At 33.9% G+C, this 24,838-nt stretch carries 24 protein-coding genes, 1 tRNA gene, 2 rRNA genes and 3 pseudogenes; 13 read left to right on the top strand and 17 right to left on the bottom strand.

What is annotated here, in order from left to right:
* Window positions 1-3: 3 nt before the first annotated feature.
* Complete coding sequence (gene atpD, locus JSQ73_RS05720; protein ID WP_214250015.1) at window positions 4-1,440, bottom strand: F0F1 ATP synthase subunit beta; 1,437 nt, start codon at window positions 1,438-1,440, stop codon at window positions 4-6.
* Window positions 1,441-1,536: 96 nt separating this feature from the next.
* Window positions 1,537-2,625, bottom strand: coding sequence for a phosphate ABC transporter permease subunit PstC (gene pstC / locus JSQ73_RS05715; protein ID WP_214250009.1), 1,089 nt, complete (start codon window positions 2,623-2,625; stop codon window positions 1,537-1,539).
* Window positions 2,626-2,732: 107 nt separating this feature from the next.
* On the opposite strand from pstC, the gene rpmH reads away from it, so the two are divergent.
* Genes rpmH through JSQ73_RS05700 form a run of 3 tightly spaced genes read left to right on the top strand, consistent with a single transcriptional unit; the run spans window position 2,733 to window position 3,510 of the window.
* Window positions 2,733-2,867: a 50S ribosomal protein L34 gene (gene rpmH / locus JSQ73_RS05710; RefSeq protein WP_010404613.1), complete on the top strand. Its 135-nt coding sequence runs from the start codon at window positions 2,733-2,735 to the stop codon at window positions 2,865-2,867.
* Window positions 2,851-3,228, top strand: a complete 378-nt coding sequence (rnpA, locus tag JSQ73_RS05705) for a ribonuclease P protein component (protein ID WP_214250014.1) — start codon at window positions 2,851-2,853, stop codon at window positions 3,226-3,228. Before rpmH ends, rnpA begins: the two co-directional genes overlap by 17 nt.
* Window positions 3,229-3,288: 60 nt before the next feature.
* Window positions 3,289-3,510: a hypothetical protein gene (locus JSQ73_RS05700; RefSeq protein ID WP_214250008.1), complete on the top strand. Its 222-nt coding sequence runs from the start codon at window positions 3,289-3,291 to the stop codon at window positions 3,508-3,510.
* A gap of 26 nt (window positions 3,511-3,536) precedes the next feature.
* On the opposite strand, the pseudogene JSQ73_RS05695 reads toward JSQ73_RS05700, so the two are convergent.
* The 3 genes and pseudogenes from JSQ73_RS05695 to JSQ73_RS05685 form a co-directional block, all read right to left on the bottom strand.
* Window positions 3,537-4,278, bottom strand: a pseudogene (locus tag JSQ73_RS05695) (IS66 family transposase); the annotation flags it as partial.
* 260 nt (window positions 4,279-4,538) lie between these two features.
* Window positions 4,539-4,645 (bottom strand): 5S ribosomal RNA (gene rrf / locus JSQ73_RS05690).
* A 67-nt stretch (window positions 4,646-4,712) separates the two neighbouring features.
* Window positions 4,713-7,477, bottom strand: a 23S ribosomal RNA gene (locus tag JSQ73_RS05685).
* Between the two features lie 331 nt (window positions 7,478-7,808).
* On the opposite strand from JSQ73_RS05685, the gene JSQ73_RS05680 reads away from it, so the two are divergent.
* The 3 genes from JSQ73_RS05680 to ruvX are packed head-to-tail and all read left to right on the top strand — an operon-like array spanning window position 7,809 to window position 11,237.
* Window positions 7,809-8,879: a methyltransferase gene (locus JSQ73_RS05680; protein ID WP_214250007.1), complete on the top strand. Its 1,071-nt coding sequence runs from the start codon at window positions 7,809-7,811 to the stop codon at window positions 8,877-8,879.
* Between the two features lie 48 nt (window positions 8,880-8,927).
* Window positions 8,928-10,712 carry a ribonucleoside-diphosphate reductase subunit alpha gene (locus tag JSQ73_RS05675; RefSeq protein ID WP_214250006.1) on the top strand — a complete coding sequence of 595 codons (1,785 nt, stop codon included), beginning with the start codon at window positions 8,928-8,930 and terminating at the stop codon, window positions 10,710-10,712.
* 57 nt (window positions 10,713-10,769) lie between these two features.
* Window positions 10,770-11,237: a Holliday junction resolvase RuvX gene (gene ruvX, locus JSQ73_RS05670; RefSeq protein ID WP_214250005.1), complete on the top strand. Its 468-nt coding sequence runs from the start codon at window positions 10,770-10,772 to the stop codon at window positions 11,235-11,237.
* 25 nt (window positions 11,238-11,262) lie between these two features.
* On the opposite strand, the gene ruvC is transcribed toward ruvX, so the two are convergent.
* The 11 genes and pseudogenes from ruvC to pheS all read right to left on the bottom strand — a co-directional run bounded on the left by ruvC (window position 11,263) and on the right by pheS (window position 19,024).
* Entirely contained in the window at window positions 11,263-11,751 is a 489-nt protein-coding gene (ruvC, locus tag JSQ73_RS05665) for a crossover junction endodeoxyribonuclease RuvC (protein WP_214250004.1), read from the bottom strand.
* Window positions 11,752-12,579 carry a cytochrome c oxidase subunit 3 gene (locus tag JSQ73_RS05660; RefSeq protein ID WP_214250003.1) on the bottom strand — a complete coding sequence of 276 codons (828 nt, stop codon included), beginning with the start codon at window positions 12,577-12,579 and terminating at the stop codon, window positions 11,752-11,754.
* A 264-nt stretch (window positions 12,580-12,843) separates the two neighbouring features.
* Window positions 12,844-13,287, bottom strand: a complete 444-nt coding sequence (locus JSQ73_RS05655) for a thiaminase II/PqqC family protein (protein WP_234301716.1) — start codon at window positions 13,285-13,287, stop codon at window positions 12,844-12,846.
* A 39-nt stretch (window positions 13,288-13,326) separates the two neighbouring features.
* Window positions 13,327-13,992, bottom strand: a complete 666-nt coding sequence (locus tag JSQ73_RS05650) for a TenA family protein (protein ID WP_214250002.1) — start codon at window positions 13,990-13,992, stop codon at window positions 13,327-13,329.
* A gap of 101 nt (window positions 13,993-14,093) precedes the next feature.
* Complete coding sequence (gene metK, locus JSQ73_RS05645) at window positions 14,094-15,269, bottom strand: methionine adenosyltransferase (protein ID WP_214250001.1); 1,176 nt, start codon at window positions 15,267-15,269, stop codon at window positions 14,094-14,096.
* 39 nt (window positions 15,270-15,308) lie between these two features.
* Window positions 15,309-15,385: transfer RNA gene (locus JSQ73_RS05640), tRNA-Ile, on the bottom strand.
* 8 nt (window positions 15,386-15,393) lie between these two features.
* A complete protein-coding gene (gene rpmA / locus JSQ73_RS05635; protein WP_214250000.1) occupies window positions 15,394-15,663 on the bottom strand; it encodes a 50S ribosomal protein L27 in 270 nt (89 codons plus the stop codon).
* Window positions 15,664-15,673: 10 nt separating this feature from the next.
* Entirely contained in the window at window positions 15,674-15,976 is a 303-nt protein-coding gene (gene rplU, locus JSQ73_RS05630; RefSeq protein ID WP_214249999.1) for a 50S ribosomal protein L21, read from the bottom strand.
* Between the two features lie 242 nt (window positions 15,977-16,218).
* A pseudogene (locus tag JSQ73_RS05625) lies at window positions 16,219-16,672 on the bottom strand (P44/Msp2 family outer membrane protein).
* A 72-nt stretch (window positions 16,673-16,744) separates the two neighbouring features.
* Window positions 16,745-17,980: an NTP transferase domain-containing protein gene (locus JSQ73_RS05620; RefSeq protein ID WP_214249998.1), complete on the bottom strand. Its 1,236-nt coding sequence runs from the start codon at window positions 17,978-17,980 to the stop codon at window positions 16,745-16,747.
* Window positions 17,981-19,024, bottom strand: coding sequence for a phenylalanine--tRNA ligase subunit alpha (gene pheS / locus JSQ73_RS05615; RefSeq protein ID WP_214249997.1), 1,044 nt, complete (start codon window positions 19,022-19,024; stop codon window positions 17,981-17,983).
* 210 nt (window positions 19,025-19,234) lie between these two features.
* Here pheS and JSQ73_RS05610 point away from each other — a divergent pair.
* From JSQ73_RS05610 to JSQ73_RS05585, 6 genes and pseudogenes are all read left to right on the top strand, one after another.
* A pseudogene (locus JSQ73_RS05610) lies at window positions 19,235-19,363 on the top strand (IS5/IS1182 family transposase); the annotation flags it as partial.
* Window positions 19,360-19,548 (top strand): hypothetical protein, encoded by a 189-nt coding sequence (locus JSQ73_RS05605; RefSeq protein WP_234301715.1) that lies wholly within the window; start codon window positions 19,360-19,362, stop codon window positions 19,546-19,548. The pseudogene JSQ73_RS05610 and the gene JSQ73_RS05605, both read left to right, overlap by 4 nt.
* 34 nt (window positions 19,549-19,582) lie before the next feature.
* The gene (locus JSQ73_RS05600; protein ID WP_234301714.1) at window positions 19,583-19,864 is read left to right on the top strand and encodes a hypothetical protein; all 282 of its coding nucleotides are present in this window, start codon (window positions 19,583-19,585) and stop codon (window positions 19,862-19,864) included.
* A 7-nt stretch (window positions 19,865-19,871) separates the two neighbouring features.
* Entirely contained in the window at window positions 19,872-20,246 is a 375-nt protein-coding gene (locus JSQ73_RS05595) for a hypothetical protein (protein WP_234301713.1), read from the top strand.
* A gap of 423 nt (window positions 20,247-20,669) precedes the next feature.
* On the top strand, window positions 20,670-21,266 hold the full coding sequence (locus tag JSQ73_RS05590) for a riboflavin synthase (protein WP_214249994.1): 597 nt from the start codon (window positions 20,670-20,672) through the stop codon (window positions 21,264-21,266).
* 57 nt (window positions 21,267-21,323) lie between these two features.
* Complete coding sequence (locus JSQ73_RS05585; RefSeq protein ID WP_214249993.1) at window positions 21,324-21,908, top strand: CvpA family protein; 585 nt, start codon at window positions 21,324-21,326, stop codon at window positions 21,906-21,908.
* Between the two features lie 149 nt (window positions 21,909-22,057).
* Here JSQ73_RS05585 and JSQ73_RS05580 read toward each other — a convergent pair whose 3' ends face one another.
* Window positions 22,058-23,383 (bottom strand): phosphomannomutase/phosphoglucomutase, encoded by a 1,326-nt coding sequence (locus JSQ73_RS05580; protein ID WP_214249992.1) that lies wholly within the window; start codon window positions 23,381-23,383, stop codon window positions 22,058-22,060.
* 129 nt (window positions 23,384-23,512) lie between these two features.
* On the opposite strand from JSQ73_RS05580, the gene JSQ73_RS06855 reads away from it, so the two are divergent.
* Entirely contained in the window at window positions 23,513-24,832 is a 1,320-nt protein-coding gene (locus JSQ73_RS06855) for a hypothetical protein (protein ID WP_214249991.1), read from the top strand.
* Window positions 24,833-24,838: the final 6 nt, after the last annotated feature.

The following is a 24,838-nucleotide window of genomic DNA, read 5'->3' as shown; positions in this document are numbered from 1 at the left end:
TCTTTAATGTCCGGCTCCAACTTCAGCTTTTATTGATTCAGCCTTTTCTATTGCTTCACTTATACTTCCCACCATATAAAAAGCAGCTTCTGGCAGATGATCATATTTACCTTCAATAATCCCTTTAAAACTAGAAATAGTATCAGAAAGTGAAACAAATTTGCCAGACATGCCAGTAAATACCTCCGCAACATGAAAAGGTTGAGAAAGAAACTTCTGAATTTTACGAGCTCTATCAACAATAATTTTATCTTCATCAGATAGTTCATCCATACCAAGTATTGCTATAATATCTTGCAGCGACTTATAAGTTTGCAATATACGTTTCACTTCAGAAGCCACATTATAATGTTCTTCACCAATGATTTCAGCAGATAAAGACTGAGAAGTTGAATCAAGTGGATCAACAGCAGGGTATATACCCATTTCAGCTATCTGCCTTGACAATACTGTAGTGGCATCAAGATGAAAGAATGTCGTTGCTGGAGCTGGATCGGTCAAATCGTCTGCAGGAACATATATAGCCTGTACAGAAGTAATAGAACCAGCAGTAGTTGAGGCTATTCTCTCTTGCATAGCTCCCATATCAGTCGCAAGAGTTGGCTGATAACCAACAGCCGACGGTATTCTTCCAAGCAAAGCAGAAATTTCAGAGCCAGCTTGAGTAAAACGGAAGATATTATCTACAAAAAATAGAACATCTTGATTTTCATGATCACGAAAATACTCCGCCATAGTTAGTGCTGTTAAAGCAACCCTAGCCCTTGCTCCAGGAGGTTCATTCATTTGACCATAAACCAAAACAGCTTGAGATTTTTCGTGCTCATTTATATCTATTACATTCGAAGTAATCATCTCGTTATAAAGATCATTACCTTCACGCGTTCTCTCTCCTACTCCAGCAAACACAGAAAATCCTTTATGAGCTTTTGCTATATTGTTAATCAATTCCATTATCAGAACTGTTTTACCAACACCAGCTCCACCAAATAAGCCAATTTTTCCTCCTTTAAGATAAGGAGCAAGAAGATCTATAACCTTTATTCCTGTAACTAAAACCTCTTCCTGTATCTTCTGCTCGGTAAAACTTGGAGGTGATCTATGTATAGGTTCTAAATTATACTTTCCTTTTAAAGGACCACACTCATCTATAAGCTCTCCTACAACATTAAAAATCCTTCCTAAAGTTGAGCGCCCAACCGGAACTGATATTGGTGCACCTGTATCAACAAATTCGTCACCTCTTGACATACCATCTGTGCTATCCATAGCAATACAACGAACTACATTGTCACCTATATGTTGTGAAACCTCTAAAACTAGCTCCTTGCCCTTACATTTTAGTTTGCTTTTTAAAGCATTAAATATCTTAGGCAACCTGTCTTCAAATTTTAAATCAACAACTGCTTGAGTTATTTTAACTACTTTACCTGTACTCATCTCTTTCATCACCTAACACTACAATTCTATAAAAGAACTTCTAAAGAAAATAAATCCTATATTATTAACAGAAATTTTGCAATATTAAAACACTTACTAGTTACGTTTCATTATAAACAATGCAAATGCATTCAATAGCCAAGTAATAACAAACAGCACCAAACTAAGCGCATAAGCAGCAAGAGTTTGCACACTATTGAAATCCTGATCTCCGGTAAGTAATGTAGCAATTTGTACAGTAATAGTAGTAACTGAATTGAGAGGGTTAAAAGTCAAATTTGCGTTGATTCCCACAGCCATTAGTACAATCATTGTTTCACCTATCACCCTTGAAATTGATAATAAAACTGCACTTAAAATTGTAGGCATTGCATAAGGTATTGTTATATGCAATATAGTTTCCGCTGGTGTTGCGCCAAGCGCCATAAAACCATAACGTAAACTTTTTGGAACAGATCTTATAGCATCTTCAAGCAAAGAAATAATAAAAGGAAGAATCATTATTCCAATCGATAAACCAGCAATCAAAGCACTTTCTGAGTGTATACTTAGATTAAAAAAATTCGCTACCTGCTTTATAAAAAAAGACAAAAATACAACTGAGAAGTATCCATATACAACAGTAGGAATAGCAGACAAAACCTGTAAGGCTGTATTAATAACATAACGCACTTTTTCACTCGCATACTCACTAATATATATTGCAGAAAATAAACCAAGCGGCACCGCAACTAACATTGCTACAATAGTTATAAGTAATGTCCCCACTAAAAGTGGCGCTATACCAAAACACCCCACCTCTCCTTCACCAATAATAGCTACATTATGCTTCCATTTTAAGCAAAATAAGAATTCTGAAATAGCTACTTTATTAAAAAAAGAAATGGACTGAACAAAAATAGATAGCATTATAAATAAAGTGATAAAAAGTGATATTGCTAAAGCCATAAATAACAAAAATTTTACCATCTTATTTCTTTTACCTTTAAAGATAAAAATCAGCATAAAAAAAAGTAACGCTATAGAAATAGAAGTTATAAAATAACCATCATAGAATGCTAACAAACAAGGTAGCATCCACATACAACTCAAATATATATAAGACTTAATTTTACTTACTGCTTGAAACTTACTCAAACAAAATAAAAGGATTAGTAAAACAGGTACGCCTATAATTAAATTCATTTTTCCATATATCAAATTTTATTCAACAAGAATGCCATAGAAGTTGACCATTATTTGACAATAGAGCAAAATAGTTTAAAATAAATAGTCATATTAATATAAAAACAATGAAAAGAACATTTCAACCAAAAAATTTAAAAAAAAAGCACAAACATGGATTTCGTTCACGTATGTCAACAAAAGCTGGAAGAAAAATTCTTAATAAGCGTCGCTCATTAGGGTGTAATAAATTATGCGCATAGTAAGCATAAAAAAAAAGAGTTTTCCTTTGCTTTTAAAAACAGATTAGCACCTTACAGTCTTTTTTATCGAGGGGTATATATATCACTATATGCTATAAAAGAAAGAGAACCTGAAAAGTATATTCATGTTATTAGAGTAGGTCTGGCTATCAGTAAAAAAATCGGAAAAGCAGCAAAAAGAAATAAAATAAAAAGGCAATTACGAATGCTAGCTAAAGTTAGAATTTCTAATATAAGTAATGTAGGATACTATTACATAATACTAACCCATAAAAATATTATGCAAGCAGGCTATAAAAATTTACAAAAAGACCTCAATATTTTCTTAAAGAAAGATAAAATAAGAAGGAATTTTCACTAAAGTATTTACAGCTATATTTTTTATGATAAGATAAGTGAAGTTTTTAAAATAAATTAATAGATGTGGGTGCTTGAGGTAGAGAGTATAAAAAAACAAGATAAAAAGCTCGATACAAATAATGCTGAAGAGAGTTTTTATGAATATAGAAAGTCTAGCTATCGTACACAATGGGGAATGGCATTTGAACAAAGCCAATACTTAGAACAAAATAAAGATAACCCTAGAGGGAAATTGCTAAATTTTAATATAGAAACAACTCATTACAATAAGAGAATAGTTTGATAAAAGTACCCGTTCAGGGAAGTGGTTCAAGAAACGATAGGCAGGGGATTGTATAGGTCTCTTTGTTTCCATGTTAAGTATAATGAAATTATCCTTTCAAGTTCCTAGCTCTGATTACGTAAAATATGAGCTTTTACAGTAAACGATATAATGCCTAATTTGCTGTTCAGCGTGATAGTGGAATACTTTCTGGTTTATTTAAAAAATTTCACATCATTCTTTCAGATTTTTAAATATTTTTCGCAACTTGAGAAGCTCCAGTTGCTTCAGATAGGTAGCTTCAAGTAATACCTTATACGTTTTGCAACTTTCTTACACTTCTGTTTCATTTTTTAATAAAGCTTTTTTTAGCATAAATAATTCAGTGGATGCGTTTTTTAAGTAACAGCCCAGAATTTTAACTTCAATAGTTCATCTATGTTTCAAAGTACCTGTCAGCGACTATTACGATTGCAGCATACACTGTCTTTTAAATCTTCTTTCCCTTTAAAACTTGCAGTATTTCTTCAGCACTAACCAAGTTTACCTTTATTATAACATGTTGATGCGCAAAACCTCACTTTTCTTATTCGATTTGCTCATACACCTTTTTGCCTTTTGAAGGAACTCTATATTCACTATTTGATACGCTTTCAATTTACATTAAAAACATCACTTATAATTCTCACGTTTTGAATTTTTATAAAATCAACTGAGTACTACAATTATCAACTAACTCTTGGACCGAATGTATCTGCTTCTTGGTAGTTTGCTACTTCTTCTTTCTCCTCATCTCCAATAACTTAATTAATATTCAATTATATCAAGTTTGATTTTCGGAAAATCAATTGTTTAATGATTTGTTAAATGTTGCTATCTCTCCTTCTAATTTGCAAATAGGCGACAAATTCTACTTTTAAATTTTCTACTTTTATCTTAAAATTTTCATAGAGTTCTAAAAGATCAGTTATATTACCTCACAGCTACTTTATGTTTACCTTGTTTCATCGCTCTACTGAAAAGATACAAATAAGAAGAAATTTTTATAAACTTGGCAACGACCTACTTTCCCTTTTTAAGTATCATCGGCGCTAAAAAGTTTCACTTCCGAGTTCGAAATGAGATCGGGTGGTTCATTTTTGCTATAGCCACCAAGTCAACAAAAATTTCTGACTTAACAAATTTTAATTTAATATTTAACACTGCATATGCACATATAGAAAGCAAATAAATCAATCAGGCTATTAGTACCAGTTAGCTTCACATGTTACCATGCTTCTACACCTAGCCTATCAACGTGGTAGTCTCCCACGGCCTTAATTGGGAAATTTTTTTGAAGAGGGTTTCTTGCTTATATGCTTTCAGCAATTATCCCATCTATACATAGCTACCCAGCGATGCTATTGGCATAACAGCTGGTACACCAGAGGTATATACATCTCGGTCCTCTCGTACTAGAGTCAGATCTTCTCAAATTTCCTTCACCCACGGCAGATAGAAACCGAACTGTCTCACGACGTTCTAAACCCAACTCACGTAACACTTTAATCGGCGAACAGCCGAACCCTTGGGACCTTCTCCAGCCCCAGGATGTGATGAGTCGACATCGAGGTGCCAAACGGTGTCGTCGATATGAACTCTCGAACACCATCAGCCTGTTATCCCCGGCGTACCTTTTATCCGTTGAGCGATAACCCTTCCATACAGTATTACCGGATCACTATGACCGACTTTCGTCTCTGCTTGGCTTGTCAGCCTCGCAGTCAGGCAAGCTTATGCCATTATACTATCAAGCTGATTTCCGACCAGCTCTAGCTTACCTTCGCACGCCTCCGTTACTTTTTAGGAGGCGACCGCCCCAGTCAAACTACCCACCATACAATGTCCTAGTTCCAGATAATGAAACATAGTTAGATATCAAAGGTGTAAAGGGTGGTATCTCAAGATTGACTCCATTATAGCTAGCGCCATAACTTCAAAGTCTCCCACCTATCCTGCACATCACGCTTTTAATAGCAATGTAAAGCTATAGTAAAGGTGCACGGGGTCTCTTCGTCTAACCGCGGGTACCCCGCATCTGCACGGGGAATTCAATTTCGCTGAAGTGATGTTGGAGACAGTGGAGAAATCGTTACGCCATTCGTGCGGGTCGGAACTTACCCGACAAGGAATTTCGCTACCTTAGGACCGTCAGTGTTACGGCCGCCGTTTACTGGGGCTTCAATTCAGAGCTTGCACCCCTCCTATTAACCTTCCAGCACCGGGCAGGCGTCAGACCCTATACTTCCACTTACGTGTTTGCAGAGTCCTGTGTTTTTAGTAAACAGTCGCTACTCCCTATTTTGTGCCACCTACTCATAGTTGCCTAAAAGCAGGTTACCCTTCTTCCGAAGTTACAGGTATAATTTGCCGAGTTCCTTCAACATCATTCTTTCAACACCTTAGTATACTCTACTCATCCACCAGTGTCGGTTTATGGTACGGCCTCATAAATATAAGTGCTATTTCCTGGAGCTTTTTTTAAGCATAGATCAATCCAATAAGAACTATACAAATACAAAACCCGTCACACTTAAGAGGTTTAGGAATATTAACCTAATTACCATCGACTACTCCTTTACGGACTCGCCTTAGGAACCGACTAACCCTACGCAGATTAACTTAACGTAGGAACCCTTAGATTTTTGGTGAGAGTGTTTTTCACACTCTTTTACGCTACTTATGTCAGCATTCTCACTTCCGATATCTCCAGCAGTTTTTACAAACCACCTTCACAGACTTACGGAACGCTCCGCTACCGCGCCTATTAATCGAGATCAATAAGCACCCACATCTTCGGTATACAGCTTTAGCCCCGGTACATTTTCGGCGCAGAAAAACTTATTTAGACAAGTGAGCTGTTACGCTTTCTTTAAAGGATGGCTGCTTCCAAGCCAACCTCCTAGCTGTAATGGTTTTTCTACTTCCTTTCCCACTTAGCTGTAATTTTGGGACCTTAGATAGTGATCTGGGCTGTTTCCCTTTCCACCACGGACTTAGCACCCATAGTGTGTCTGCTGTATAATTAATTATTGGTATTCGGAGTTTGGTTAGATTTGGTAAGATGATGAATCCCCCTAGTCTATCCAGTGCTCTACCCCCAACAACATAAATACAACGCTCTACCTAAATAGATTTCGCGGAGAACCAGCTATTTCCAAGTTTGATTGGCCTTTCACCCCTAATCACAACTCATCCAATAATGTTGCAACATTAACTGGTTCGATCCTTCAGTATGTTTTACCATACCTTCAATCTGGTTATGACTAGATCACTTGGTTTCGGGTCTAATCCATAAAACTAAACGCCCTATTCAGACTTGCTTTCGCTACGCTTACACCTACCGGCTTAAGCTTGCTTCATAGATTAACTCGCTGACCCATTATGCAAAAGGTACGCTGTCACTCTAAATATCAATAAATTGATATAGAGCTCCAACTGTTTGTAAGCACTTGATTTCAGATTCTATTTCACTCCCCTCCCGGGGTTCTTTTCACCTTTCCCTCACGGTACTTGTTCACTATCGGTCGTTAAGGAGTATTTAGGCTTGGAGGATGGTCCCCCCATATTCAAACAGGATTTCACGTGCCCCGCTCTACTCAAGGATTTAAAAACTTTCTATTTATACAGGACTATCACCTTCTATGGTTACCATTTCCAGAGTATTCTAATTCTTATTTTTAAATCACTAGCCTTTTCCGCTTTCGCTCGTCACTACTAACGGAATCTCGGTTGATTTCTTTTCCTTTGGCTACTTAGATATTTCAGTTCACCAAGTTTGCTTTATATACTTAGTATATAATAACTAGCTAAGCTAGTTGGGTTTCCCCATTCGGAAATCTGCGGATCAAAATTTGTTGACAATTCCCCACAGCTTATCGCAGCCTGCCACGTCCTTCATCGCCTCTTAACGCCAAGGCATCCATCAAGTGCTCTTAATAATTTATTCATCTGACTGTATGTAGAATATGCAGAGTTAAATATTAACTTACAATTGAATTGAGATTAAATAATCTCTACCATAAAACTTTTCAAACATCTAAAAATTAATCTTTTATATATTACAATCTGATAAATCATATGTCAACGCCTTTTTACACAAAACATTTACCTATTATTATCAACAACAATATACCAGCAATCTTAAACAGTACAATCTGAGAAATATTCGACAAATTGATATGTACAGAAAAATTAATGAAAAAGATATTTTGTAAGATAAAATGTGTTAAAATTAGTTACCTAAAAATGAAAATGAACATTTGGAGTATTTCTAATGTATGAAAAGTAATCTATCTTTTATAAAAAACTTTGCTTTATATTGTATATCCAAGCTCACTGGCTTATTAAATAGTAAAAAAGTAAAAAATTTCATTATGGATAAATACAGTACTCTCCATAAAGAAATTGTAGTGTTTCTTGAAAAATCTAAAAACCTGTTAAATACCAACACTGAAATCGGGTTATATCACTTCTATAAAGGTAATATATCAGATGCAAAGTTAAGATTTTGGTTAATTAGCATATTCTACCCTAATTTACCTCTAGTCTGGTATAATATCGGAAGATGTCATTTTGCAGTAGGCAATATTAACAAAGCTTATAATTATTTAACAAAAACCCTAAAATTAGATAGTAGTCATAAAGAAGCTTCTTACTATATAAAGAAAATAACAAACACATCAGATATTGTGGAATTGCCTGAAAATCTCATAAAGCAATATTTTGATTACACAGGTGAATATTTTGTTGAACATTGGTTGATTGCCAAACAATACAAAGGACATGAACTAGTACATATGATAATCAAAAAAATCTTTCACAACTCCACTTCTGAACTGAATATACTTGACCTTGGTTGCGGTACTGGAATATGTGGTCACTTCCTAAAAATAAATAATATCAGAAGTCGCATAACAGGAGTTGACATCTCAAATAGAATGCTCAATATTGCAAGAGGATGTTTTATAAAAGGTAAACCTGTTTACAATGAGTTAATACATACAGAAATGAAAGAGTTTCTTAAACAAGAGAAGAACCAGCAGTATGATGTAATTATCTTTGCTGAAGTGCTACACTATCTACATGATTTTCTAACAGAATTGGAATTAGTAAAAGGATTGACAAACAAAAAAGGGGTTATTGTATGTTTAGTAAGAAGAAAGGAAGGTAAAGGTATTGACTTTGTAAACAAAGGAGATTATTTTCGTCATTCAGAAGATTATATTCAGCATGTTGCAAAAGAAACAAATATGCAAATAAGTCAAATGAGTTACTGTAAAATATATGGCAGTCAGGTTGATGGTATCTTATTTGCATTACAACATCCACAAACAAATTCAACAACTTAATCGAGAAATCGCTCAAATAAATTTCTATATTATCATAAAAGGAGCCTTATGAATTACATTACTATTAATTACGCAAAAGATAGTAAATTAACCGATTTTGGAAAAGCAGTTCTATTGGATAGGTATTTAATAGAAAATGAAAATTATCAAGATCTCTTTATACGTATTGCTAATTACTATTCTGATGATAGAAAACATGCACAACGTCTTTATGATTACATGAGCAACTTGTGGTTCATGCCTTCAACACCAATACTTAGTAACGGCGGTACCAAAAGAGGATTGCCTATTTCCTGCTTTCTTAATGAAACTGAAGATAGCTTGAAGGGAATAGTTGATCTATGGAATGAAAATGTTTTGCTCGCTGCACGTGGTGGTGGAATAGGTAGTTATTGGGGAAATTTACGTTCAATTGGTGAAAGTGTCAAAGGTAGCGGTCAAACATCAGGAATTGTGCCATTTATCGTAGTACAAAACGCTCTGACGCTTGCAATCAGCCAAGGATCCTTAAGAAGAGGAAGCTCAGCAGTTTATCTTCCTGTATGGCATCCAGAAATAGAAGAGTTTCTAGATTTACGTAAACCAACTGGTGGTGACCCAAATCGCAAAGCATTAAATATACATCATGCTGTAATAGTAACAAATAAGTTTATGCAAGCTGTTGAAGATGATCAAGAATGGGATTTAATAAGCCCTCATAACAATAAAGTTATTTCAACAGTAAAAGCACGGGATATATGGATTAAAATATTAACAGCAAGAATTGAAACTGGAGAACCTTATATTATCTTTCTTAATGCAACAAATAACAATAAACCAGAACCTTACAAAAAGCTCAATTTAGATATCAAAATGTCAAACCTATGCAGTGAAATAACTTTAACTACAGGTTACGATCACCTGAACAAGTCACGCACTGCTGTATGTTGTTTATCATCCGTAAATCTTGAATACTACGAAGAATGGAAAGATAATGAGCTTTTCATAGAAGATATAATGCGTTTTCTTGATAATGTATTAGAGGATTTCATAAACCAAGCACCAAATGAAATACAGCGAGCAAAATATTCCGCAATAAGAGAGCGTAGTATCGGTCTTGGCGTGATGGGTTTTCATTCATTTTTACAAAGTAAAATGGTTCCTTTTGAATCAGTAACAGCCCAACAATGGAATAAAAAAATATTTAAGCATTTGCGCGAGCAAGCAGATGTAGTTTCTAAAAAATTAGCAGAAGAAAAAGGGCCATGTCTTGACGCTAAAGAAATCGATCTAATGGAAAGGTTCACACATAAGCTCGCTATTGCTCCAACTGCCTCAATTTCGATTATCGCAGGCAACACTTCCCCTGGAATAGAGCCATATGCAGCAAACGTATTTATACAGAAGACATTAACAGGTTCATTTGTAGTACGAAATAAATTCTTGCAAAAACTACTAGCAAAAAAAAATCAAGACAATGATGAAACATGGTCCTCAATTTCAACAAATGAGGGTTCTGTTCAGCATTTAGATTTTCTTAGCAAGCATGAAAAACTGACATTTAAAACAGCATACGAACTTGATCAACAATGGATCATAGAACATGCAAGTGATAGAACTTCTTATATTTGTCAATCTCAATCAGTAAATCTGTTCTTACCTGCCAATGTGCATAAACGTTACTTACATAAAATACACATGCTTGCTTGGAAAAAAGGATTAAAGAGCTTATATTACTGCAGATCACAATCAATGCAGAGAGCTGACAAGGTCTCACATGACATATTCAAAAAAAGTGAAATATTGCAACAAAAAACAGATATTAATTATGATGAATGTCTATCATGCCAGTAGACTGTACATACCTTACTATCACAAAAATACAATTGTACAAAAGTTATATTTTCATAGATGCTACATAGAAATCCAGATGAATTTCTAAAGTCTATTCCAAGAGATAAACGTATAATGTGCCTTGATATGGGAGAAAAACACATAGGCGTAGCATTTAGTGATAAAACACAGCTTATAGCTACAGCTCATAGTATATACTACAGAAGAAATATAAGCAAAGATTTAGGTTATCTGTATAGAATATTCAAAGAAAATGAAGCTGGATCAATGGTAATAGGACTACCATTCAAAATAGATGACCAAGAGACCGAATGGTGTAAAGCAATAATCCAATTCGCAAATAAAATAATAAAAAAATGTAAGATAAACATATATCTACAAGACGAAAGTTTATCAACATCTCTTGCAACTCACGCACTAAAAATTACTGGAATATCAATCACAAAATCAAAAAAAATAGATGATAAAATTGCCGCATGTATTATTCTGCAACGAGCATTAGATAAGATAAACACCATCAAATAGTTTTTTAAACTGAATTCATGTAAAACTATTCAATAAAACAAGAACTTCTCGTATAAGCATGACAAATTGCTGTAGCAAGAGCATCAGCAGTATGATGACATTTTATATTTAAGTTTTTAACTATTTGCTTTACCATAAATATAATCTGATCCTTATCAGCATGACCATCTCCGGTAATGCTCTTTTTTATATAATTTGCATCATATTCATTCATGGTCAACTTCGTCATTTGTAATACTAAAATTGTAATTGCTCTTGCATATCCTAAAGTTAGTGAAGATTTTGGATTTTTATTAACAAAAATTTTCTCTACAGCAGCTTCATTTGGAGAATATAGAGAAATTACTTTCTTTAATTCTTCAAAAATTATATGTAGACGTTCACCTGTACCCAATTTATCATCAGTTGATATGGCACCACCACCCAAAAATTCAATACTATTCTTTTCTTCCAGGCTGATAATGGCCCAACCGGTTTTGCTTATCCCTGGATCTAGACCTATTATTTTAATCACTTAATAAAGGCTTAACCAATAAATAAACAGAAATAAAAATATCCAAACTAGATCGACAAAGTGCCAATACCAAGAAGCAAACTCAAAGCATAAGTGATCTTGAGGTGTGAATTGATCTTTTCGAGCTCTAAATAAACATACTGAAAAAAATATTATACCTATTATAACATGCACACAATGAAAACCAGTAATCATGTAAAAGTTGGATGTATAAATAAGTTTTTCTCCTGTTTCTCGTAAAGAAAAACTTGCTTCATGATATTCGATTGCTTGCACTATTATAAAGAACATCCCAAGCAATATAGTTATAGAAAGCATTTTAGTCATGCTTTTTTTATCATTTTCAAGTAAAAAATGATGTGCTGAGGTAATTGTTGTACCAGAAAGTAATAATATTAGTGTATTCATGAATGGTAACGACCATGGATCAGGTGGTAAAATCCCTTCAGGGGGCCATTCAATTTTTTTTGTAGGAGAAAACGCTTCAAATAAAAAGATCGGATCAAGCCAGGCTTTAAAGAATGAACAAAAGAACGCTATAAAAAACACAACTTCCGAGAGGATAAATAAGTACATTGCAAGCTTGAGTCCATGTTTTACAATGGCAGTATGGCATTTATCATAAATTGCTTCTCTTATTACATCTCTCCACCAATAAAACAGCACTCCTGATACCGCAGAGATTCCCAAAACTAAACCAAATATTCCAGAAATTTGTTTATGGAGTGTACCAACTAATCCAAGTGCAAGAACAAGAATTGCTGCTGATATAGCAATTGGCCAGGGACTTGGGTCTACTAAATGAAAATCATGTTCTTTACTTTTCATATCATCTTCAAAAATACGTACCAAGCATACAAATTAGCTTAAAATTGTCAATATTTCTTAAAATCTTGATCAAATTTTGAAAAATTATATGCGCTATTCCAAAAGCCTAACTCAAATTGTGCAGTTATTTTAAATCATTCAAGCATTCTGGTCCTTTCACTTTCCCTTACTTTGTTACAATATTCGTCAACAATACCTTCCAAAGCAACACATCCAGATTCCATCAAGCTACTGCCAAAAAAATCAAACCAATCTTTATACCTATTATTTTTTTTTAATTTTACTTCTCATACTACCAATAGCAACTTTATATATAAAATGGCAAGAGTAAATAACTGTTACAGCTTCATAAATTTCGCTATACGAAATAGACAAAAGAAAGTTAGTAAAATTGAAACACTCTAGCGACTTTTCTCCACGATTTATGGAGTATACAGCAAAGTAGTGGTCGCATAACACTCTTATAATCTCTATTCTTCCTTGAGCCACCTCAATCAATGGAAAAATGTTGTTACAACTCTCCATTTTTGATGAAATAATTAAAACAGTACGAACATAATCAGCTACAAAAAATGCATCTTGTTGTATATAAAACTTGAAATTTTCTATGTTTAAAGTATTATTTGCTAATTCAACATTGAAAGGATGCTCAATAATATCCTTTAAAAGATTTGACCCATAATAACTCTTAATTATACTACTAAACATCACATAAACTAGAATATAATTTAGTGTTAATACTACAGACTATGCTAGAGAATATATCTCATCCCAAAACATTATTTCTAGCTCTAGACCTCTCTTAAAAAACTCACGCATCTTTTTCCTCTCACAATCACCAGCCTTTGCATATAGATTATTTGCAACGTCAGTAACTTGATTAATCGTAGCATTCATTACTGTGTTATTATAGATATCAACCCACCCTTGATATCTGTGATCTTCAATTTTTTTAGGCATAACCTCTCCTACCATATGATTTATAATAATTTGGTATATATTAAAACAAGGACAAGACGCTGCTAAAGCTTCAGCAACAGAATTATGATATGCAGCACGCATAAAAAAGTCAGTGAAAGCAGAACAAGATTCTGATTTTTTATGATTATCGGATAAATCACAAGTCTCAAAATATTCAGTATACTGCTTTCGAATCGCAAATGTTCCCCTTGCTACATTAACCAAACTGCTCATTATTTCAATGTCATCAACTTTAGCTGCAATAATCAATAAAGCACGACTACAGTCCACTAAATATAAAAAATCCTGCTGAAGATAAATTTTGAATTTTTCATAATCTAGCGTATTGTTTATCAATTCAACATTGAAAGGATGTTCTTTTATTTCTTCAATAAGATCAGATGATTCTTTTATAGCAATATCATAAAATTCTTCTTTTGGTTTGTCGGACATCTTGTAAGCCTCATAAATATTAAAATTAGTATAGTGACTAAAAAGTTACTTACAATTTATAATAAGTTATTATATCAGTATTAAGCTAGAAATAAAAGAGTTTAATAGTTTAAAGAAATTCTCTCTTTTTTTTCTTCTATATTAAATTCTTTACAAAAATCAGTAGATAAGTCCACACCTTCCCAAGAAAATCCACCATCACTTTCCGATTCTTTACCAAAATGCCCATAGCAGGCTGTACGTTTATATATAGGACGATTAAGTGATAAATATCTTATTATGCCTTTAGTTGATAAATCTATGTTACCTTCAATAAACCCTTTAATCCTCTCTTCATCTATTGTATTCGTGCCAAATGTATCAATGTAAAATGAAGTAGGTTTTGAGACACCAATTGCATAAGAAAGCTGCACAAGACAACGTTCAGCTAAACCTGCAAAGACAATATTTTTAGCAAGGTATCTCGCCATATAAGCTGCTGATCTATCAATTTTTGTTGCATCTTTTCCAGAAAACGCTCCTCCACCGTGTGGAATATAGCCTCCATAAGTATCAACCATAATTTTTCGTCCGGTTAATCCACAATCACCAACTGGTCCACCAATAACAAATCTACCTGTTGGATTGACTAAGAGATTTTCTTTAGGGCACATCCACCCTTCAGGTAAAGATGAAGCTATGTAAGGATAAATTATTTCCTTCACTTTCGATTGACTCAGATCCTCAAGATGCTGTATTGAAACAACAATACTTTCAGCACGCACTGGAAGGTTATTCTCATACGCCAAAGTGATTTGCGATTTTGCATCCGGACCAAGCTTTACCTCTTTGACCATAATCATGATATTTCTCAGAATCGAGTGTGCATAAAAAATGGGTGCTGGCATGAGGCTTTCTGTCTCTATTGTTGCATAGCCATACATTATGCCCTGATCCCCAGCACCTTGATCCACACCTATTGCAATGTCATTTGATTGTTCATGTAGTAATATATTTACTTTCACTGTTTCCCAGTGGAAACCATCATGCTCATAACCAATATTTTTTATTGTATTCCGTACAATACTTTCAATCTTGCTATTTTCAATGTTCGGCCCAAATACTTCCCCAGCTATAATAACATTATCTTTAGTAACTAAAGTCTCTATTGCAATACGAGAGGAAGAGTCATTAAAAAGGTATTCGTCAAGTATTGCATCTGAAATCTGGTCTGCTACTTTGTCTGGATGACCGGCTGCTACTGATTCACTGGTTACTGAATTCTTATGTAAAATCATCGCTTAGTTATATAATATCAAAACTATTGCAAATTTAAATGGTGGGTCTGGGAAGAGTTGAACCTCCGACCTCACGCTTATCAGGCGTGCGCTCTAACCACCTGAGCTACAGACCCGTATCTATTCAAGCCAAGGCTTGAATATCATCTGTAGGCACAACATCAATAAACGTCTTTTTACTTGCTGATTTTCTAAAACTCACCCAGCCTTTCGTTTTAGCAAAAATCGTATAATCTTTACCCATACCAACATTCTTTCCAGGATGAAATTTTGTACCTCTTTGACGTACAATTATGTTACCTGGAATAACCTCACCATTTTTCTTTATCCCGAGCCGACGCCCTGCCGAATCTCTACCATTACAGGAACTACCACCTGATTTTTTAGTTGCCATATCTTACCTCTTACTTTTGAAGACTAATTTCATTGATACGAAGAACAGTAATATACTGCCTATGACCATTTTTCCTACGGTAATTTTTTCTTCTCTTTTTCTTAAAGATTATAATTTTTTTATCTCTACACTGCTCCAGTACTTCAGCTTTAACAACAGCATTAGATGAACAAGATAAGCCATTACTTGAAACACAAATCACTTTATTGATTTTCACTTCCTCTTTTTCTTCAGCTTGTAATCTTTCTACTTTAATTATGCTGCCTTTTTTTACTAAATACTGCTTTCCACCAGTTTCGATTACTGCAAACATGACAAATATCAATTATTGTTATTAACACTAATCATAAATGATGTTACACATACTGTCAATATAAATAAAAACATGAAATACTTCTACCTTTATCTGCTTTTCCTCGTGGAGAGTAGTCAAGTTTTAAAACTTGACTACTCTTAAATTCTCTTAGTCTCATGAAAACTTTACGACGTTAATAAAAACTCAAGCTTTCACTAAAAACATTCAATCGGAGCTTATAAATTAAAACTCATTCCAAGTTAAAATCCATGAGAAAAATTACTGAACTTGTGAAGTTTATAGCCAGCTAAAACATTCGTTCTCTCAGAAAGTGGAAGATTAATACCAGAACCTATTTGGTAGGAAAAAAAACTTTTCTACGTCTGGCTGTTGACCTTGCTATGCTGGTGGAGATACTTTAGCTCCACCTCCTACACCAAAAGTAACATAAGGAGTAATATCTGTATTTTCAAATTTATAATGATAATGAAGCTTTGTCATAAGTCCCGCGTCTAAAATCCCTTCACTCATAACAAGTTTAACTGCAGGATCAAATGAAATTTTAATGCTATCTGTACAGTGATAGCCAAGATCATAATTAATACCAAGCATGCCATACGACGAAGAGTTATAGGTTCTATCTTTAACCCAATCAACTCCAAAAGACGGTGCTGACAAAGAACAGCAAGCCAACAAAGTAAGTAAATTTTTCATTTTTATCCTCCAAAGATTAATATATGCATATAAATATTAAAAATAGTATAAATTGCAAGTAAAAAATTGAAGCTATTTTATTTTTTTGGTTATTTGCCTTTCTCTTGCAATTGCCAGACTTCCCTTTGGCACATCTTTGACTACAACGCTACCTGCTGCAACTAGAGAGTCATCATGAACATTAAGCGGTGCAATTAATGAACTATTGGCACCAATAAAACAATTGCTTCCAATATTTGTTTTATGTTTCTTTTTCCCATCATAATTACAAATAACGGTACCTGCACCTATGTTACTCCCCTGCCCTACCTGAGTATTTCCTATATAACTTAAATGCTTTATCTTAGTATTTATACCTATATCACTTGCTTTTGTTTCAACAAAATTACCTATGATTGCACCATCACCTATTGTTGTATTTTCACATTTGGCAAATGGACCAACCCTAACACCAGATCCTATTTTTACTCCAGGACCAAAAAAAACGTATGGGTAAACAATCGAATCCATACCAATTTGCGTATCAAGAGAGAAGAAAACAGTTTCTGGAGCAACAAGCGTTACTCCAGAGTTAGTGAAAAACTTTCTTTTTTCTTCTTGAAAGTAAAACTCGGCCGTTGCAAGGTCATTCCTATTATTCATGCCAGTTGCCTCCTCCTCATCAGCAATAACATAGCCGACATTTAAATTACTCTTTACTGCAATGGCAACGATATCGGTCAAGTAATATTCATGAGCTTGGTTATTACACTCTATTTTCTCCACCAACTCACGTAGATTCTTTTCACGTGCAACCATTATTCCGGCATTAGCAAGAAATTCCTCATCATTATTTCTACCATTTTGTGCTTCTACGATTTCTCTTAGGGAACCGTTCTCAATAATTAGTCTACCGTATCCTTTATTATTAGTTTTAAACCCAAGACAAACTAAAGCATTGCTCTCTCCTAAGCAGCTTATCATTTTAGTTATTGTGCTGCTTTTTATTAGTGGAGTATCCCCATACTGCACAACAACTATATCTGACAATTCTTTCAGGTTTCTCATTGCAATTTTGACTGCATCCCCTGTACCGAGCGTTGACTCTTGTGTAATTAGTTTTATACCCTCAAAGCATTTCAGCCTTTGAGTTAAAAGCAAATCGACTACAATAACTATTTTTTCAGGATTCAGCTGCTTTGCATTGTAAATGACATGCTCAAGCATGGAGAAATTACCTATTTTGTGCAGAACCTTAGGCAAGCTTGAATTCATTCGTTTACCATGCCCAGCAGCAAGTACAACAAATGTATAAGATTTATTTGTCACTTATCTTAAAGACGAAAAATGAAAACCATAATGGTTGAGCCAACTAACTCTATTGTCGTAAAAGCTCCTTAGATCACTAATTTGATATTTCAGCATTGCTAGCCTTTCTATACCAATCCCAAATGCAAAGCCACTGTATTTAGTATGGTCTATTCCAACATTTTTAAAGACATTTGGATGCACCATACCACATCCAAGTACTTCAATCCATTTACTACCTTTATAACTTATGTCCACTTCTGCAGAAGGCTCAGTAAAAGGAAAAAAACTATTACGAAAGCGTATTTTTAGACCTTTATCTCCGAAAAATTTACTAAGGAAGCGATGAATAGTAAATTTTAATTGGCCCATATTGACATTTTTATTAACATAAAGCCCTTCTATCTGATGAAACATAGGAGTGTGAGTTGCATCAAAGTCATTTCTGTATACCCTGCCTGCAGCCACTATTTTAATTGGAAAAGCTTTTGTCTTTTCCATAGTTCTAATCTGCACAGATGAGGTATGAGTGCGCAGCACCATTCTTTTATCGTTTATTTTATTCTTTAAGTAGAAGGTATCTTGCTCCTCTCGCGCAGGATGATGACTTGGAGTATTTAGCGCATCAAACACGTGAAATTCATCTTCAATATCAGGACCATCAACTGCTTTGAAGCCCATATGTGCAAAAATGAGCTTTACTTCACTTATAACTTTGCTCAGTGGATGAATCTTGCCAATTCTTTCTGGTCTGACAGGCAGTGTGATATCAACTGCTTCATTTTGCAATTTTAACTTAACTTCTTTATCTTTTAGTTCATTTTCTTTGCTTGTTATAAGCTGATCTATCTTATTGCGTAAAACATTAATCACTGCACCTAGGTCACGTTTTTCTCCTGCATCATCTATATTCTTTAAGTCATCGAAATAAGCTTTTACTATACCCTTTCTCCCCAAATATGACAACCTAACTTTTTCTAAATCCTGCAAAGAAGCAGCATTTTCAATCTTAGAAACTGCCTTATCTTCAAGTAAAGGTATTTCACTTATTAGCTCTTTATTCACCTTAAAAACGCTAGCTTAAACTTTCATTATAGTGCAATCTTTAATATCATCAATAAAACTATTTGGATAAAAAGGTGTCATCCCAGCGCTTGACACTGGGATGGCTTTGTTGCATAGCACCTTAAGCAGTGATGGTTTACGACAAATTTATGTAATGATTTCAAATTTAGCCATACCAATACCAGTGAATTTGTTGAGCAAATAGCACTTGTTGTTGAGAGATCTTTTGCTTGGTTGCAAAAATGTAGGCGACTTTGGAAAAATTGCGAGCGGAAACTCAACACTAGCCTGCAAATGGTCGTTCTTGCTTTCGCTGCTTTGCTTCTGAAAAGATTGTGAACAGGTTCTTAGATGAGCAGCTAAAACATTTAGAAAAAGCCAAAAGTGAGGAGCAAAGTCAAGATACATTACAAGTAGAAGAAACTGAAAATAAAAACGAAAATGTGGTTGAAAAAAGGAACACGCAAGATAAACAAATTGTGCAAGGTTCGTTTGGCTACAATATAGCAAGTAACAGAAAGTAAATTACACGTGCACCAGTAATTGTTGCTGCAATGCATGAAAATTTTTCCTGGTTTAGGTCTCTTTTTCAGCAATTCAATTTTTTTTAATGCAACACAATTCTTTTTTCCACAATTGCAAAAATTTTCTATACAGAATAGCAATATACCATCTGGTGTCATTCCAGCGCAAAAAGAACCAGTGTCAGAAACTCGGATAACAGAGGGTAGTATAGGAAATCTAGTACCTCAAGAAACAGAGCGGGATATAGGTCAAACTAGGCCGCACACAGACTACTTTAAAGCTAACAGAAAAAAGGAAGTCAAAAAAGCAGGCTAAAGAATTATTGCAAGAAGAAAAACAATCAATCATAAAACAAGCTCAAATTGATGCTAGAGTAGCTATGATAGATAATTTGGCTGAGCACAAGGGAAAAAAATTCGATGAAATATTCGTAGAAGTAGTAAGTGAATATAAAAATCAAGACTCAGATACATTTTACAATATTTTCAACTCAGTATTTAATATTATTTATTTCCAAGATAAACAACTACATGAAGTATTAGAACCAGATGAGATATCAGAAGTGCTAGAGGTACTCAAAAGGCCACAACCCCCTAATAATTCACTTTTAGGTAAAGAATATTTACAAAAGCAAGTATATAGAAAAAAAGAGCAGTTGATTAAATTAGTTTCAGGCCAACCTTCTCCACAGCTTTAAAATGTTTCTCATGAAATTTTACCAAGCAAAGCTGTAGACCATTTACCAAAAACAAATGAAGCTAAAACTCGATTGCTTACTAATATTAGGCTCAAATCACCATTAAAAGCTATGTTTTCTTCGAAAGAGACTTATTTTTGTCTATTTTTAGTAGCAGCTTCTATATCAGCACTCTGCCTATGGCACTTGCCGCTGGGAAAAGTGTCAATTTTAAAGGAATTGGTGCCAACAGAAAAAGGGAAAGTATCGGTCTAACATTAAACATAGGGTTACCAATATTAATTACACTGTGCGTTTTGAACCTAGCTTACTTTCTATATTCTGAATATTTTGTAGAATCTATTGAGCAGATAAGTAAAAAAGATCTTCCTTTGCGCACCTAACAAATAAGATCTTTTGTGATATAATTATTTATTTTATTGCATGTTTAAAGGAATTATCAAAGATATTGGCACTATAACTGATATCACTATCCACCCTAACTCTGATCAAATCTTCCATATTGAGACACAAAATTTATCCTCTATAAACAAAGGAGATTCAATATCCTGCTCCGGAGTGTGTTTAACTGTTGTCAACATAATGAGCAATGTATTCACAGTTCAAGTATCTCAAGAAACCATGAAGGTTTCTAACTTAAATACGTGGAAAACAGGGAAAAAAATAAACCTAGAACAAGCAATGAAACTGAGTGACAGAATTGACGGCCACTTGGTTCAGGGTCATGTGGATGAAACAACAGAAATTTTAACAATCAATCAAAATTTAGAATCTCATGAAATCAGACTATCATGCTCACAAGAACTAATTAAATTTATTGCAAAAAAAAGTTCTGTAACGCTAGATGGGGTTTCCCTTACGGTCAATTTAGTTATCAACCAAGAATTCACTGTGAACATTATTCCCTACACATGGAAAAATACAACTTTTCAATATAACAAGACAGGTAATTACCTAAATTTAGAAGTTGATATGATTGCTCGGTACTTAGACCAGCTGATAAAATATCAACACAATTAATTTTACAACTTTGTTATTTACAACTATTATATCTTGAAAATCATATAGATACAAAATATGTTTTTCGATAGCCTAATTATCTTTATTATTGTCTTGTGTGTAATAATATCGATAACTAGAGGTTTTATAAAAGAGCTATGTGCATTAATGTTCTTGCTCTTATCAGTCTTTTTGACAGCTAGTTACTATGATTTTTTTATTATAAATTATAGTAAGTATTTTGACTCTAAAGTTACACAAAACATACTTTCTACAATCTCTGTATTTATCATACTTAATCTTACATTTATGACAATGAATAACTGGCTAATGTACATATTATCACCTATAAGGTTGGGATTAATGGATAGAGTTACTGGAATGTTTGTCGGAGCACTTAGAGGAATATTGCTTTCTTATGTACTATTTTTTGCTGTGCATTTATATTGTCACACAGTATACGATAAACAAGAGGTGGGATCTAAAATAGAAGAAGACATATTGCCTAACTGGATAATAAATTCACACTCCTATCAGGCTTTATTTGTAACAACAGAAGAAATAATTGACATGTATGTACCAGAGTCATTGATACTAAAAATAAAAGAGATCGGTGAGGAAATGGCTAATCAAGAGAAACCTAAGAATAATAAAGAAAAGTGAGTATTCACTTTCTATAGCTAAACTAGATTGAACAGCTGTTATTCCGCTACTTGTTAGCACCATAGAAGTGCGCAATAGTTCATACCAATTCCTATTACTAATCAAATAAAACTGCGGACATTTACGAATAAGTAAATGATCAAAAAAATTTAAATGTATGATTTTAGTTCATCAATATAATAAAATAAAACTTTTTTAGTGAGTTCAAAATCTTCTAAGGTTTTTCCTTCACATCTTGCTGTAATGCAGTTTTGCGTATTTGATACTCTAAGAAGCCACCAACCTCTATCATCGGTTACCTTAATGCCATCAAGCTCTGAAAATAAAATGTTTTGCTGCTTTAGTGTTTCCTTTATTGACTCAATTATTTGAAACTTTTTCTCATCTTTAACTACAATTTTCACTTCATGAGTGATATATAAATTTGGTAAATCTTCAATCACCTCAGATAGGCTTTGGTTTTTCCCAAGTAAAATGTCAATGGCTTTAATAGCAGAATATAGCCCATCATCAAAACCTAGCTCAGAAAAGAAAAAATGTCCACTCAATTCACCGGCAAACTTTGCTCCTTCTTCTAGCATCTTTTTCTTAACTAGTGAGTGTCCAGTGGCACAAGTTATTACTTTCCCTCCTAACTTGCTCACAAAATCATGCACTTTCATACTCATTTTTATGTTAGCAATAACTTTGCTTTCTGGTTGTTTCTCCAATACTTTACGTGAAAAAATCATAAACAAGTGATCATTAGAAACAACATTACCCTTATTATCAATCAAGCGTACTCTATCACCATCACCATCAAGCGCAATGCCAAGATCACATTTATCTTTCTTGACAATATCTATCAACTGAGTAAGATTTTTTTCTTCTATGGGATCTGGTTCATGTAGTGGAAACGTCCCATCTATAGAGTTATTGGTTACGATGTGTATATGGCCTGGTAAAACTTTTTCAATATATCTTCCAATTGTTGGACTATTGCCAAAATCCCAGGCTATTTTTAGTTTTTGTGTAGTGTTATTCTTGAGCGCATTTTTTAATATGTGAATGTACTCACTATATATATTCGTGTTAATTAAGCTTCCAATTTTCGTACTGTTTTTAATTTTACTGCCCATAATTTCCTTCATTTCTTGATCTGAGTAAACTTTTTTACTACTGAAAAATTTAAAGCCGTTATACTCTCTGGGATTATGAGAAGCAGTAATCATAATCCCAAGATCTGCCTGCATTGTTGCAGCATAGAGCATAGGTGAAGAGCATAGTCCAACTCGTATAACATTCGCACCGGATAAAATCAAACCCCTGATTAATTCTTTTTCTATGCTTGGTGAATCTATCCTGCTGTCATAGCCTACACAAACGTTGGCTGCGATTTGACCGAATTTTCTGCCTATTTCATACCCATCACTGATCTGCAGGTCTCTGCCTACCACACCTCTAATATCATATTTCCTTATAATAATATTGTCCATACTGCACTTCTTGGAGTGGTTAATATATAACATTCTAGCCAAATACTCAAGTTTATTTAACTATAAAATTAGTTAATTTTTTAAGAAAAAATGTTAATACTGTAACATAGTTCTATAAAAATAGAAATTATGCTAGAAGAAAACTTATTTATAGCTGAAAATCAAGGTTTAAATGTAGATGAACAGCAGAAAAAGGATATTTTAGATATAATTGAATCCTGCAGCAGCTTTCAGGAGACTATAAAACAATTGGAGAAAAAAAACTTAATCTGGTATTTTATTGGTCCTTTACTACAAAATAAAGACATTAAGGAACAAATGAGCTCAAAGTGGAAGACAGATTTCCAAAAATTTGAGCAATCAATAAATAAAACACATAAAGAATTTGAAGCATCTCTACCAGGTGAAAATTTCTTAGCATATACAACAAAAGATAATGACTTTCAAATTAGGTTTGAAAATAAAGAAAAACCAATAGAGATTAGTACCCTTTTAAGAGCCAGCGACGAAGGTAAGGTTTATAACCTATCTTTAGGGAAAGATAGTCAAATAACTGCAACCAAAAAAGGTAGCGAAAGACACTATAATTTTACTAGTTCAAGCTCATGTGAAATGACCATCAACTGGCAAGCTAAGGATTCTAAAGGCAATAACATAAACTGTAGTATTATTGTAAAAATAGACTCTAGTGGCATAAAAAATGTAGTTGATGAACCAAAATTTGGAGGAATAACCGACCCAGAAGAGGTATTAAAATTAATTGAGCAGAATAAAGAAATTTTTATCAACGGCAAAACTCTGCATCAAGCTTTTACTGACATGGGCAAAAGTGTGAACGAGCAGCAAACATCAGCAGAGGAAACATTTACAAAAGATTCACTACAGTCACCTATACTAAGTAGTAGTGGATATTCCTCTCCTGATTCGCGTAGAAGTTCTTTTTCCTCTGAGAGCGAAATTGATGATGAAGAGTCTAAAATCACTGATGAATACATTGACGAAGGTTACGATCAACAAAAAATACATAAAGATTATGAGAAAAAGTATGAACAAGAAGGATTAAAAGGTGTAGATGAAACTATAAATGAAATTAACAAACTTGCAGAGCAGTGTGATAATCTAATCTTTGAACGTGACTCCTTGAAAAATGAAATTAACAAACAACAGCAAGCAATGCTTGAAAGAGATCAAAAAATCGAGGAACAAGATTCTTCTATTAAGTCACTTACAGAGAAACTTAAAAAATCAGAAGAACTTAATCAAAAGATAGAAAAGGAAGGTGATACAGGAATAAGAATACTAAATGAGGGAAAGCAAATTATGGAAGAAGAAGTTAAAAGACTTAAAGCTGAATTGAAAAGAATAACGCAAGAAAAAGATCAAGGTATTGAACAACTAACACAAGAGATAAAGGCGTTAGAAAAAGAACTACAAGGTAAAATAATGTAATTGGTA

Origin of the sequence: Wolbachia endosymbiont of Anopheles demeilloni (assembly GCF_018491735.2) — a bacterium.
Taxonomy (GTDB): Bacteria; Pseudomonadota; Alphaproteobacteria; order Rickettsiales; family Anaplasmataceae; genus Wolbachia.
This window is presented reverse-complemented; position numbering and strand designations above follow the sequence as displayed.